The organism is Mesorhizobium sp. B3-1-7 (assembly GCF_006439385.1).
Taxonomy (GTDB): domain Bacteria; phylum Pseudomonadota; class Alphaproteobacteria; order Rhizobiales; family Rhizobiaceae; genus Mesorhizobium.
Genome location: NZ_VFTL01000001.1, coordinates 311,824 through 324,476 on the forward strand (window position 1 = coordinate 311,824; position 12,653 = coordinate 324,476).

The 12,653-nt window shown below is 64.8% G+C and carries 14 protein-coding genes; 10 read left to right on the plus strand and 4 right to left on the minus strand.

Annotated elements, in window-relative coordinates; translation table 11 throughout:
• Positions 1-25: 25 nt before the first annotated feature.
• The 5 genes from recF to FJ417_RS01440 all read left to right on the plus strand — a co-directional run bounded on the left by recF (position 26) and on the right by FJ417_RS01440 (position 4,184).
• A complete protein-coding gene (gene recF / locus FJ417_RS01420; protein WP_140782206.1) occupies positions 26-1,186 on the plus strand; it encodes a DNA replication/repair protein RecF in 1,161 nt (386 codons plus the stop codon).
• A gap of 94 nt (positions 1,187-1,280) precedes the next feature.
• Positions 1,281-2,036, plus strand: coding sequence for a molybdopterin-synthase adenylyltransferase MoeB (locus FJ417_RS01425; protein ID WP_140782264.1), 756 nt, complete (start codon positions 1,281-1,283; stop codon positions 2,034-2,036).
• Positions 2,037-2,038: 2 nt separating this feature from the next.
• A complete protein-coding gene (locus FJ417_RS01430) occupies positions 2,039-2,527 on the plus strand; it encodes a GNAT family N-acetyltransferase (RefSeq protein WP_140656258.1) in 489 nt (162 codons plus the stop codon).
• Entirely contained in the window at positions 2,524-3,777 is a 1,254-nt protein-coding gene (locus FJ417_RS01435; protein ID WP_140782207.1) for an aconitase X catalytic domain-containing protein, read from the plus strand. Before FJ417_RS01430 ends, FJ417_RS01435 begins: the two co-directional genes overlap by 4 nt.
• Positions 3,774-4,184 carry a DUF126 domain-containing protein gene (locus FJ417_RS01440; RefSeq protein ID WP_140782208.1) on the plus strand — a complete coding sequence of 137 codons (411 nt, stop codon included), beginning with the start codon at positions 3,774-3,776 and terminating at the stop codon, positions 4,182-4,184. The genes FJ417_RS01435 and FJ417_RS01440 overlap by 4 nt, the downstream gene beginning before the upstream one ends.
• A 6-nt stretch (positions 4,185-4,190) precedes the next feature.
• On the opposite strand, the gene FJ417_RS01445 is transcribed toward FJ417_RS01440, so the two are convergent.
• Complete coding sequence (locus tag FJ417_RS01445) at positions 4,191-5,192, minus strand: D-glycerate dehydrogenase (RefSeq protein WP_140645325.1); 1,002 nt, start codon at positions 5,190-5,192, stop codon at positions 4,191-4,193.
• 169 nt (positions 5,193-5,361) lie between these two features.
• Here FJ417_RS01445 and FJ417_RS01450 point away from each other — a divergent pair, with 169 nt between their 5' ends.
• The gene (locus FJ417_RS01450) at positions 5,362-5,919 is read left to right on the plus strand and encodes an SH3 domain-containing protein (protein ID WP_140645326.1); all 558 of its coding nucleotides are present in this window, start codon (positions 5,362-5,364) and stop codon (positions 5,917-5,919) included.
• A 141-nt stretch (positions 5,920-6,060) separates the two neighbouring features.
• On the opposite strand, the gene FJ417_RS01455 is transcribed toward FJ417_RS01450, so the two are convergent.
• Together FJ417_RS01455 and irrA are read right to left on the minus strand one after the other, a co-directional pair.
• Complete coding sequence (locus FJ417_RS01455) at positions 6,061-6,441, minus strand: DUF4260 domain-containing protein (RefSeq protein ID WP_140782265.1); 381 nt, start codon at positions 6,439-6,441, stop codon at positions 6,061-6,063.
• A gap of 10 nt (positions 6,442-6,451) precedes the next feature.
• Positions 6,452-6,883, minus strand: a complete 432-nt coding sequence (irrA, locus tag FJ417_RS01460) for an iron response transcriptional regulator IrrA (protein WP_140645394.1) — start codon at positions 6,881-6,883, stop codon at positions 6,452-6,454.
• A 246-nt stretch (positions 6,884-7,129) separates the two neighbouring features.
• Here irrA and fabA point away from each other — a divergent pair, with 246 nt between their 5' ends.
• From fabA to FJ417_RS01480, 4 genes are all read left to right on the plus strand, one after another.
• Positions 7,130-7,645, plus strand: coding sequence for a 3-hydroxyacyl-[acyl-carrier-protein] dehydratase FabA (fabA, locus tag FJ417_RS01465; RefSeq protein ID WP_095765952.1), 516 nt, complete (start codon positions 7,130-7,132; stop codon positions 7,643-7,645).
• A 115-nt stretch (positions 7,646-7,760) separates the two neighbouring features.
• Complete coding sequence (gene fabB / locus FJ417_RS01470; RefSeq protein ID WP_140656249.1) at positions 7,761-8,981, plus strand: beta-ketoacyl-ACP synthase I; 1,221 nt, start codon at positions 7,761-7,763, stop codon at positions 8,979-8,981.
• A gap of 31 nt (positions 8,982-9,012) precedes the next feature.
• Entirely contained in the window at positions 9,013-9,825 is an 813-nt protein-coding gene (gene fabI, locus FJ417_RS01475) for an enoyl-ACP reductase FabI (protein WP_095765954.1), read from the plus strand.
• A gap of 102 nt (positions 9,826-9,927) precedes the next feature.
• Positions 9,928-11,481, plus strand: coding sequence for a bifunctional diguanylate cyclase/phosphodiesterase (locus tag FJ417_RS01480; RefSeq protein ID WP_140782209.1), 1,554 nt, complete (start codon positions 9,928-9,930; stop codon positions 11,479-11,481).
• A 67-nt stretch (positions 11,482-11,548) separates the two neighbouring features.
• On the opposite strand, the gene FJ417_RS01485 is transcribed toward FJ417_RS01480, so the two are convergent.
• On the minus strand, positions 11,549-12,559 hold the full coding sequence (locus tag FJ417_RS01485) for a class I SAM-dependent methyltransferase (RefSeq protein WP_140782210.1): 1,011 nt from the start codon (positions 12,557-12,559) through the stop codon (positions 11,549-11,551).
• Between the last annotated feature and the right edge of the window lie 94 nt (positions 12,560-12,653).

The window sequence follows — 12,653 nt, forward strand, 5'->3', positions numbered from 1 at the left end:
GTTCGGCACGGACATATATGTCGTCGTGACCGCGGATGCGAAACAGCTTCGGCAACAGAGCTATTTAAGTAAGCTATCACTTACAAATTTCCGTAACTACGCAGCGCTCTCGCTTGAACTTGCGCCCGGCGCGGTGGTGCTGTCGGGCGACAATGGCGCCGGCAAGACCAATCTCCTGGAAGCGATCTCGTTCCTGACGCCGGGCCGCGGCCTGCGTCGCGCGCCCTATGGCGATGTGGCGCGCGAAGGCGGCGACGGCGGCTTCGCCTTGCATGCTCGCATCGAGGGACCCGAGGGACAGGTGGAGATCGGCACCGGAATTTCCGGCGGCGACGCCGCCGGTGAAGGCGGCAGGAAGGTGCGGATCAATGGCGCGCCGGCGCGATCGGCCGAGGATATGCTGGAATGGCTGCGGGTCGTGTGGCTGACGCCGGCGATGGACGGGCTGTTCCCTGGACCGGCGGCGGACCGCCGCCGCTTCCTCGACCGGTTGGTGCTGGCGATCGACCCAGGCCACGGCCAGCGCGCGCTCGACTATGAAAAGGCCATGCGCAGCCGTAACCGCTTGCTTACCGAAGGTTCCCGCGATGGTGCCTGGTTCGACGCGATCGAGACGCAGATGGCCGAGACGGGGGTGGCGATCGCCGCGGCGCGGGCCGAGCTGGTGCGTCTGCTTGCCGCCATGATCGACAGGTTGCCTGGCAGCGGGCCGTTTCCACAGGCCGACATCAGCCTTGCCGGTGATCTGGAGAGCGAGGTCGCCGTCGCGCCGGCCGTCGATGTCGAGGAGCACTTCCGCCGCGCGCTTGCCAATGGCCGGGAGCGCGACCGCGCCGCCGGCCGCACGCTGGACGGCCCGCATCGTTCCGATCTCGTGGTCCGGCATCGGCCGAAATCGATGCCGGCAGAGCTCTGTTCGACCGGCGAGCAGAAGGCGCTGCTGGTCGGCATCGTGCTGTCGCATGCCAGGCTGACCGGCGAGATGTCAGGCTTGACGCCAATCCTTCTCCTGGACGAGATCGCCGCGCATCTCGACGCGGGCCGGCGCGCGGCGCTGTTCTCCATCCTGGAGGAGTTGAATTGCCAGACCTTCATGACAGGCACGGATGCCGCTCTGTTTTCCAGCCTTGAGGGCAGAGCGCAGTTCCTGACGGTCGATCACGGCAGCGTCGGCGTGACCGGGTGATCTCTTGAAGAACCCGGCTTCGGCTTGCGCTGCGGGACAAGGCTTCGCCTTGCCCGTACATGACAAGGCTCTGCGCCGGCGATATGGTTCGACGATGACCAATGCCGCGCTGACCGACGAAGAGCTCGAACGCTACGCCCGCCACATCGTGCTGCCCGAGATCGGCGGCCCCGGCCAGCAGAAGCTGAAACGGGCCCGGGTGCTGGTGATCGGCGCCGGCGGGCTCGGCGCGCCGGTGCTCGAATATCTTGCCGCCGCCGGTGTCGGCACGCTCGGCATCGTCGATGACGACACGGTCTCCTTGTCCAACCTGCAACGGCAGGTGATCCATGGAAGCGACATGATCGGCATGGCCAAGACCGACAGCGCGCGGGAAGCGATCATGCGCATCAACCCCAACGTCACGGTGGAATCGCATCGCCTGAGGCTGACGGAGGAGAATGCCCCTGCTCTCGTCGCCCGCTACGATGTCGTCGTCGACGGCTCCGACAATTTCGAAACGCGCTACGCGGTCGCCGATGCCTGCGCCAGCGAGAAGAAGCCCCTCGTCACCGCGGCCGTCGGCCGCTTCGACGGCTCGGTGACGGTGCTGAAGCCGTTCGAGGCCGGCGCCGACGGCAAGCGCAATCCGAGCTATCGCGACCTGTTCCCGGAAGCGCCGCCCGAAGGACTGGTGCCATCCTGCGCCGTCGCCGGCATCGTCGGCGCGCTGACGGGCGTCATCGGCACGCTGGAGGCGATGGAGGCGATCAAGCTGATCACCGGCATAGGCGAGCCGCTCATCGGCCGGCTGCTGCTCTATGACGGCCTCACGGCCCGCTTCGACACCATCCGCTACAAGGCCGCGTAAGCATGGACCAGATCGTCGGCATCTCCATAATTCGCCTTGCCGCGGATTTCGACCAATGGGGCGACTTGCTCGCGCTGATCCGGCGCGCTTTTGCCTATATGGACGGCGTCATCGACCCGCCGTCATCGGCGTATCTTTTGACCGCCAAGGCGCTTGGCGAGAAGGCGAAGCGGGAGACGGGGTTCCTGGCCGTCGAGAACGGCCGCATCCTCGGGTGCGTCTTCGCGCTGGAACGGCCGCAAGATTTCTATGTCGGCAAGCTCGCCGTCGAGCCACGGCTTCAGGGCCAAGGCATCGGAACCCGGCTGATGCGGGCGGTCGAGGATCTTGCCCGCAAGCGCGGCAAGGACGCGATCGAGCTTCAGACCCGTATCGAATTGACCGCAAACCATGCGGCCTTCGCCCGGCTCGGCTTTGGCGAGACCGCGCGCACGGCGCATGCGGGCTATGACAGGCCAACCTCCGTCACCATGCGCAAGGTGCTGTCTTGAGCCTCGCACTTAGCCCGCAAGAACAGGCGATCGCCGCCGGCCAGGATGGCGCGGCAATTGCGATGCGCATCGTCGCCGAAAGCGCCCGCCTGCTCGGCGCGCCGCGGCTCATCCCGATCGCTTCCACCCATATCGACGGGGCGCTTTACCACGGCGATTCCGGTACCTTGTTCGCCGAGCGGCTGGTCGAAGGCGGCGCGAAGGTCGCGGTACGCTCGACGCTCAATGTCGGGGCGCTCGACCTGATGGGTTGCTCGCGCATCCGCCTCGAAGAGCCGCGGCGTGGCATGGCGCGGCGGATGATGGAGGCCTATCGCAAGCTCGGCTGCGAGCAGAGCTGGACCTGCGCCCCCTACCAGGCCGGACACAGGCCCGCGCTCGGCAGCGACGTCGCCTGGGGTGAGTCCAACGCGGTCGTCTTCTGCAATTCGGTGCTGGGCGCGCGCACCAACCGCTACGGCGATTTTCTGGATATCGCCTGCGCCATTGTCGGCCGCGCGCCGGATTATGGCCTGCACCGGCCTGATAACCGCCGGGCGCGGCTTGTCTTCGATGTCTCGAGCCTGTCGCCATCCTTCCTCGCCTCGGAGATCGCATGGCCGGTGCTGGGCAGCCTCTATGGCCGCGAAGTGGGCAATGCGATCGGTGTCGTCAGAGGCGTGACCGGTCATCCCGACGAGGACGCGTTGAAGGCCTTCGGCGCGGCGGCAGCCTCGTCCGGCGCGGTCGGCCTGTTCCACATTGCCGGCGTGACGCCCGAGGCACCCGACGTCGAAACCATCCTGGCCGGGCCGGAACCGGAAGCGGTGATCCGCGTGACGCCCGACATGGTGGCGCAGGCGCGCGCCGGCCTGTCGACCGTGGCAGCGCCAAAAACCATCGACGCGGTGGCGATCGGCAGCCCGCATCTGTCGCACGCCGAGTTCGACAGCCTGGAGCGACTGATCGCAGGACGCAAGCTTGCCGTGCCGATCTATGCCTGCACCGGCCGCCATGCGCTTGCCCTGCTGGAGCAGAATGGCTGGCGGAAGCAGCTTGAAGCCAGCGGCGTCGTCATCGTCGCCGACACCTGCGTGGTGGTGACGCCGATCATGCCGGAGCTCGGCAACGGCGTTTTGATGACCAATTCGGGCAAGTTCGCGCATTACGCGCCGGGCAACACCGGCTACGCGGTGCTCTACGCCTCGCTTGCCGACTGCGTCGAAAGCGCGGTCCTGGGCAAGCCGGTCTTCACGGAGATCGCCGCATGAGCACAGCAGCCGAAATCCTCGTACCGGGCAAGGCGGGCGAAGGCGACGCGCTGGTGCTGACGGCGCCGATCAGCTTTTGGGGCGGCGTCGATCCGAAGACAGGCCGCATCGCCGATGTCCGCCACCCGCAGCATGGCGAAGTCATTGCCGGCCGGGTGCTGTTCCTGCCGGGCACGATCGGCTCGTCATCCGCTTCGGCGGTGCTGATGGAGCTCGTCCACAACGGCCGAGCGCCGGCCGCCCTGGTGCTGCAGGAGCCGGACGCCATCCTGCTGCTCGGCCTGATCGTCGCCCGGGAAATGGGCTGGGCAACGCCGATGGCGGTGCGCCTCGAACGCGGCACGTTCGACAGCTACCGCGGAGCCACCGTCACGGTCGCTTCGGACGGCGCAGTGACCGCCGTTTAAACCTTTTCAGGTCCTCAGCGGCAGGACACGATCCGGCGGACGGTGGCCGTCGAAGAAGGCGCGGATGTTGATGATCACCTTCTCGCCCATGTCGATGCGGCCCTCGAGCGTGGCCGAGCCCATGTGCGGCAAAAGCACCACCTTGCCCTTGGCGGCAAGCTTCATGAGCTTGGTGTTCAGCGCCGGCTCGTGCTCGTAGACGTCGAGGCCGGCACCGGCGATCTTGCCGTCATGGATGAGCTTGACCAGCGATTCCTCGTCGATGATATCGCCGCGCGCGGTGTTGACGAGGTAGGCCGAAGGCTGCATCAGCGCGAGGCGACGACCCGACAGCAGGTGGAACGTCGCCGGCGTAGACGGGCAATTGACGGAGATGATGTCCATGCGGGCCAGCATCTGGTCGAGGCTTTCCCAGTAGGTCGCCTCCAGTTCCTCCTCGACCGCCGGCAGCACGCGGTGCCGGTTGTGGTAGTGGATCGAGAGGCCGAAGGCCTTGGCCCGCCTGGCGACGGCCGTACCGATGCGGCCCATGCCGACGATGCCGAGACGTTTGCCCCAGATGCGCCGGCCGAGCATCCAGGTCGGCGACCAGCCGGCCCATTTCTTCTCGCCGGTCAGTACATTGGCGCCCTCGGCCAGCCTGCGTGGCACGGCGAGCATCAGGGCCATGGTCATGTCGGCGGTGTCTTCGGTCAGCACGTTCGGCGTGTTGGTGACGGTGATGCCTTTCTTGGCCGCCGCCGCGACGTCGATCTTGTCGACGCCATTGCCGAAATTCGCGATCAGCTTGAGGTTTTCGCCGGCCTGGGCGATCAGCGCGGCATCGATATGGTCGGTGATGGTGGGGACCAGCACATCGGCTTCCTTGACCGCCGCGACCAGCTCCGGCTGCGTCATCGGCCGGTCCTCGACATTCAAGCGCGCGTCGAACAGCTCGCGCATGCGCGTTTCGACCGGGTCGGGCAGCTTGCGCGTGATGACGACGAGGGGCCGTTTTTTGCCTGCCATTTTATCCCCGAAGCTTCCTCGAAACCGATCTCGTTGAGACCTCTTTAACCAAGACCGGCGAAACTTGCAGCCAATCGCGGCACCAGCCCACTCCTGTAACAAGCGGTGCCGCCGAAGACAAAGAAAAAGGGGCGCCCGTCCCGACGGGCCGGCGCCGAAAGGAACGAAAGTGTCTGGTTTCGCGTCGCTTCGCCTGGCCTTCAGCGCAGCCCTTCTTGGCGCCCTGCTTTGCGCGCCGCAGGCGTTCGCCCAGAGTGCCGCCGCTCCCGCGCAGACCATAACGCTCGGCCCAAGCGGCCTGCCGCTGCCGCGCTTCGTCAGCCTGAAGCCGGCCCGCGTCAACTCGCGCGTCGGGCCCGGCGCCAATTATTCCGTCAACTGGATGTATCTGAAGGCCGGCCTGCCGATGGAAGTCATCCAGGAATTCGACACCTGGCGCCGCGTGCGCGATGCCGACGGCTCGGAAGGCTGGATCAACCAGTCGCTGCTCTCGGGCCGCCGCACCGCCATCGTCGCGCCCTGGCAGCGCGGCAAGGGCGGGCGAATCAACCTGCTCAACGAGCCCGACAAGGATGCCGGTGTCGTCGCCATCATCGAGCCGGGCGTGATCGGCTCGATCAAGAAATGCGACGGCCAATGGTGCGAGATGACCTTCGACGGCCATACCGGCTGGATGGCCCAGTCGCAGGTGTGGGGCGCTTATCCGGGCGAGAAGGTCAAGAACTAGGGCGTGCCGATATTCAGGTGATGCCGGCCTGCGAACGGCGGTCTCCTGCGCTTCCGGTGCTCACGTACTTTTAGTACGCTCCGCTCCGGTTCTCGGAGCCCACCGTTCTCGGCTCGGCCTGACCTGAATCTCGGCACTCCCCTATTGGGCCGCGCCAGGGCGCTCGCGGCCGATGCGGCCGAGATGCGTATCCTGAAAACCGGTAGGCAGCTTGAGGCCGTAGCCGAGGGCACGGTCGATGGCGACGTGCGCGATCCAGATGAGCGCCACGGCGGTCGTGATCGGGCCGGCGAGCAACGCGCCCGCAAGCAGAAGGGCGAGCGGGGCAATCAGGATATGCAAGGCGTTGTAGATGACGGCGCCGACGCTTGGCCCGGCGAGGTAGCCCAGCATCGACAGGTCCGGCGCAAGGATGAGCAGCGCAAACAGCCACCAGGAAAAGCCGGACATTGCGTAGCAAACGATAGCCAACGCGGCGACGGCGACCCATTCAAACCGGACAATCAGGTCGACGGGCCGCATCGCCACGGGATCAATCGCAGCGTTTGGGACGCAGTCTCACCACGATGTCGACATTGGCGATCTCCATGCCTTCCGGCGGCGCCGGCAGGTTGGAGACGGTGACCGGTCCGCTCTCGATGTCGAAAATCCGGTTCTCGCCCTCGACGTAGAAGTGATGATGGTCGGAGGTGTTGGTGTCGAAATAGGTTTTCGAGCCTTCGACCGCCAGGATGCGCAACAGGCCGGCCTGGGTGAATTGGTGGAGCGCGTTGTAAACCGTCGCCAGTGAAACCGGCACGCCGGCGGCAATCGCCTCTTCGTGCAGTTCCTCGGCGGAAAGGTGGCGGTCGCCCTTGGCGAACAGCAGGTCGGCCAGCGCAATGCGCTGACGCGTCGGCCTCAGGCCGGCTTCGCGAACCCGCTTGTCCACAGCGACATTTTCCTTCCGATAGCCCGAATCCATCTTCACGTCGAAGCTTTGTTGCCCAGCCCATCAACAGGTCCAGCATGGCAAAAAGACGTCAAAAGCCAAAACCGGACATCAGCCGACATATATTCTGTAGTCCGAATGCGATCAATAGCGCGCATTGACCCGGGCAGGCGCACGGGTTAAGCGCAAACGCCGGTTTCCGGCCGCAAACAGAGTGTGTTAGGAAACCAACGACAAGGGCGCCCTGCCGCCCGCGAAGAACACGGGGACAGAAACTTGATGGCGGGTCAAAAGTCCAGCTACGATTACGAAGAACTGCTCGCCTGCGCCCGCGGCGACCTGTTCGGGCCGGGCAATGCCCAGCTGCCCTACCCACCGATGCTGATGTTCGACCGCATAACCGAGATCAGCGAGACCGGCGGCGCTTTCGACAAGGGCTTCATCCGGGCCGAGTTCGACATCAAGCCGGATCTGTGGTTCTTCGCCTGCCATTTCATCGGCAACCCGATCATGCCGGGCTGCCTCGGCCTCGACGCCATGTGGCAGTTGACCGGCTTCTATCTCGGCTGGCTGGGCGAACCGGGCAAGGGCATGGCGCTTTCGACCGGCGAGGTGAAGTTCAAGGGCATGGTGACGCCGTCGGTGAAGAAGGTCGAATATGGCATCGACTTCAAGCGCGTGATGCGCGGCCGCCTGGTGCTCGGCATCGCCGATGGCTGGCTCAAGGCGGATGGCGAACCCATATATGCGGCTACGGATCTGAAGGTCGGCCTGTCCAAGCAGCCGGCCGCCTGACCGTTTTCCGCCACGGCGCCCGCATAGCCAATGGACGCCACGTCAGTTTATTTGCGTATGATCAAGGGGAAAACCGGCTAGGTCTTTCGCCCGAATACGCGGGAAGGAGTTGCGAATGAGACGGGTCGTAGTGACAGGGCTCGGCATTGTGTCGTCGATCGGTAACAATGCCAATGAGGTGCAGAGCTCGCTTTACGATGCCAAATCAGGCATCAGCTTTTCCAATTCCTTCGCCGAACACGGCTTCCGCTGCCAGGTCTGGGGCGCGCCGACGCTCGATCCCACTCCGATGATCGACCGCCGCGCCATGCGCTTCCTGAGCCAAGGCGCTGCCTGGAACCACGTCGCCATGGACCAGGCGATCGCTGATGCCGGCTTAAGCGAAGGCGACGTCACCAATGAGCGGACCGGCATCGTGATGGGTTCCGGCGGGCCGTCGACCCGCACCATCGTCGAAGCGGCCGAAACCACGCTCAAGAACAACAGCCCCAAGCGCATCGGCCCGTTCGCCGTGCCGAAGGCCATGTCGTCGACGGCGTCGGCCACCCTGGCCACATGGTTCAAGATCCACGGCGTCAATTATTCGATCTCGTCGGCCTGCTCGACCTCGGCGCACTGCATCGGCAATGCGTATGAGCTGATCCAGTGGGGCAAGCAGGACGTGATGTTCGCCGGCGGCCATGAGGATCTCGACTGGACCATGTCGGACCTGTTCGACGCCATGGGCGCCATGTCGTCGAAGTTCAACGACAACGCATCGACCGCTTCCCGCGCCTATGACGTCAACCGCGACGGCTTCGTCATTGCCGGCGGCGCCGGCGTGCTGGTGCTGGAAGAGCTGGAACATGCCAGGGCGCGCGGCGCCAAGATCTATGCCGAGATCGTCGGCTACGGCGCGACTTCCGACGGCTACGACATGGTTGCCCCTTCGGGGGAAGGCGCCATGCGCTGCATGCGCCAGGCGCTTGCCACGGTGTCTTCGCCGGTCGACTACATCAACACCCACGGCACCTCGACGCCGGTCGGCGATTCCAAGGAAATGGGCGCCATTCGCGAGGTGTTCGGCGACAAGATGCCTTACATCACCTCGACCAAGTCGCTCACCGGCCATTCGCTGGGGGCGGCCGGCGTGCAGGAATCGATCTATTCGATCCTGATGATGCAGGGCGGTTTCATCGGCGAGAGCGCCCATATCGAGGAGCTCGATCCGGAATTCGAGGGGATGCCGATCGTGCGCAAGCGTATCGACGACGCGAGGATCGACACCGTCCTGTCCAACTCATTCGGTTTCGGCGGCACCAACGCAACGCTGATTTTCCAGCGCTATTCCGCATAAGACCAGCGTTTTTCATAAGGATTGCCAAGGCATGGAAGGGTTGATGAAGGGCAAGCGCGGGCTTGTCATGGGTGTCGCCAACGACCATTCGATTGCCTGGGGCATCGCCAAGAAGCTGTCGGAACACGGGGCGGAACTCGCTTTCACCTACCAGGGCGACGCCTTCGGGCGGCGGGTCAAGCCGCTCGCCGAGAAGGTAGGGGCCTCGCTGATCGTGCCTTGCGATGTCGAGGACAGCGCCTCGGTCACCGCGACCTTCGAGACCCTCGGCAAGGCCTGGGGCGGGCTGGATTTCGTGGTGCACGCCATCGGTTTTTCCGACAAGAACGAGCTGAAGGGCCTTTACGCCGACACCAGCCGCGACAATTTCGTGCGCACAATGGTGATCTCCTGCTATTCCTTCACCGAGATCGCCCGCAACGCCGCCGCGCTGATGGGCAATGGCGGCTCGATGATCACGCTCACCTATGCCGGCTCGGTCAGGGTGATGCCGAACTACAATGTCATGGGCGTCGCCAAGGCCGGGCTGGAGGCCAGCGTGCGCTACCTTGCCAACGACTACGGCCCACGCGGTATCAGGGTGAACGGCATCTCGGCCGGGCCGGTGCGGACACTGGCCGGCTCCGGCGTGTCCGATGCCCGCCACATGTTCTCCTACCAGCAGCGCAACTCGCCTTTGCGGCGCACCGTGACCATCGACGAAGTCGGCGGCTCGGCGCTCTACCTGCTCTCCGACCTGTCGTCGGGCGTCACCGGTGAAATCCACTATGTCGATTCCGGCTATCACATCGTTTCGATGCCGGCACTGGAGGAACTGAAGCAGAACGACGGCACGCGCGAATAGTTTGCAGTGGCGACAGTAGCGTTCCAGTAAAATTGAACGCATTGGCGGAAACTCATTTTAAGGAGATATCCGCTATAAGGTCCCCTAATCTAGGGACAATGCATGCCTGCAGTCAGCAATCCGAAACGGACTCCGCTGTTCCGGCTGATCACCATCGCCAGCTCGGGCATGGGCAGTTTCATCCTTGGATTATGGGGCCTGCGGTTCGGCTTCGGCGACGGCATGGCCGGCATGCCGGCCGAAATGATGGCCGGCGTCATCGCCGCGCTCTGCGCTTTGGCCGCCGGCGGTGCCGCGCTGTCGTTCTTCGCGGGCGTCGATGAATCGGCGGCCTATGTCTTCAAGGAAACCCATTTCGACAAGCTGACCGGCCTTTTGTCGCGCCAGGCCATGGTCGGCAAGATAGCCGAGGCCGCCTCCGGGACGATCCGAACCGGCGAGCCGGTGTTCCTCATCGACATCGATATCGACCGCTTCAAGCAGATCAACGACGCCATCGGCTACAGCCAGGGCGACGAACTGATCCGCGCCTTCACCAGCAGGCTGAAGGACAACATGCCGAAGAACGCGGTGATCGGACGCCTCGGCGCCGGCGAATTCGGCGTGCTGCTGCCGGATCGCGACATCAGGGGTTCGATCGAGCGGCTCATCGAGAAGCTCATCAACGAGATGATGGAACCCTATCAGCTGCAGAGCCATCTGCAGTCGGTCAGCCTGTCGGTCGGCATCGTGGCGATGCCGAAGGACGGCGTCGACCCAGTGCTCATCCTGCGCCGCTCGAACCTGGCGCTGCAGAACGCGCGCGCCAGCGGCGTCGGCAACTGGTCTGTCTTCCACGCCGACATGGGCCGGGTGGCGGACTACCGGCAGTGGATCGAGTCGGAGTTGAAGACCGCCTTCGACCGCGGCGACTTCAGCCTTCACTATCAGCCGCAGCTCAACCTGCCGAGCGGCCGCATCGTCGGCTATGAGGCGCTGATCCGCTGGAAGCATCCGGAGCGCGGCATGATCCCGCCGATGGAATTCATTCCGATCGCCGAGGAAACCGGCATGATCAATCCGATCGGCGAGTGGGTGCTGCGCAAGGCCTGCAGCGACGCCCGCTACCTGCCGGAGGACTGCTTCGTCGCCGTCAACATCTCGCCGGCCCAGTTCATGACCAGGGATTTCGTCGGCATCGTGCGGGAGGTGATGGAATCGACCGGCATCAAGCCGTCGCGGCTGGAGCTCGAGGTCACCGAGACCGCGATGATGCAGGACCGCGACCGCGCCGCGGCGATCCTAGAGCAGCTTGCCGAGATGGGCATCTCCGTGGCCGTCGACGATTTCGGAACGGGCTATTCCAATTTGAGCTACCTGATCGATTTCTCCTTCGGCAAGCTGAAGATCGACCGTTCGTTCGTCAGCCGCATCGACACCGACTCCAGCTCCGGCGCGATCGTTTCGACCATTGTCGGCCTGTCGCGGGCGCTGGGCGTCGGCATCATCGCCGAAGGCGTGGAGACCGAGAACCAGGCCACCCTGCTCCGAGCGGCCGGCTGCGAGGTCGTGCAGGGCTATCTGTTCGGCCGGCCGGCGCCGCTCAAGGTCGAGCTTGGCGAAGCGCGGCCCGCCTTCGGCACGCACGAACCCGCCCGCATCGTCAGCGTGCAATAAAGCACCTAGCTCTTTTCCTGACGCAATTCCGGACGGAAAACCGCTCCACACTTTCCCTGGAATTGCTTCAGCGGCGCGCCGAAAACACCTTGAACATCCCGTCGCGGGCAATCTCGGCATGGCTGGCAAAGGCCGCCGAAAGCACCTGCTCGTAAGGAAGCTGGCGGTTGGCGACCATGAACAGGCGCCCGCCCGGCCTCAAGGCTTTCGACGCGGCGCGGATCATGCCGGCGCCGATGCCGGATTCAGCCGCACGCCCACTGTGGAAGGGCGGGTTCATGACGATCGCGTCGTAGCGCCGCTCGACCGTCTCGGTGAGCAGATCGGTCCAGAAGAAACGGGGCTCGACCGCTGCCGCATGAACATTGAGCCTGGCAGCCTCCAGGGCCTCGAAGTCCGCCTCATAGAGATCCAGACCAGAGATGCCAGGCGAACGTTCTGTCACCTCGGCCGCCAAATAACCCCAGCCGGCGCAGAAATCGGCGACATTGCCCTTGAGATCGCCAGGCAGGTGCGCGGCCAGCAATTTCGATCCCGCATCGACACGGTCGAAAGAGAACATGCCAGGCGCGGTCTTGAAGCCGCCGTCAACGACAAGGTCGGGGTTGCCGGCGCGCAGGGTCGCGGCCGCCTCCGTACCGGTTCGCCTGAACCAGAAGGCGACGCCGTGGTGCTTCGGCAGATGGCCTTCCAGCGACGCCAGCGCGTTGATCCGCTTGCGCAGGCTGTCGATGCCGTCCTCCTTGCCACCCGCGACCGCGATCAGCCCGCCCGGCACGGTGCGTTCGATGGCGTCGGCGATGCGCAACTCATTTTGCCCACGATGACGGCCCGCAAGCACCAGCGCCAGCTCGAAGCCGGTACCCTCGGCGCGCGGCGCGACCGCATAGCCAGACGCCTGCAGCGTTCGAAAATGTGGCCGAAAGCCCTGCACGAGATGCAGCGCCGCCTCGAAGCCGGCGGGCAAGCGGAAGCCGGGCTCGGCGCCGAGAAACAGGACGCGGGCATCCTTTCGCGGCAGGGGCAGCGCTTCGGCCTCGAACGGGTAGAACAACGTCTTAAGCGGCTCCGCGGCCATTCACCTAGCTCCGTAGAACTTTTTGCTTGGACGCAATTCCGGACGGAGAACCGGTTCCCGCTTTTCCTGGAGTTGCCCCGAAACAAAACGGGCG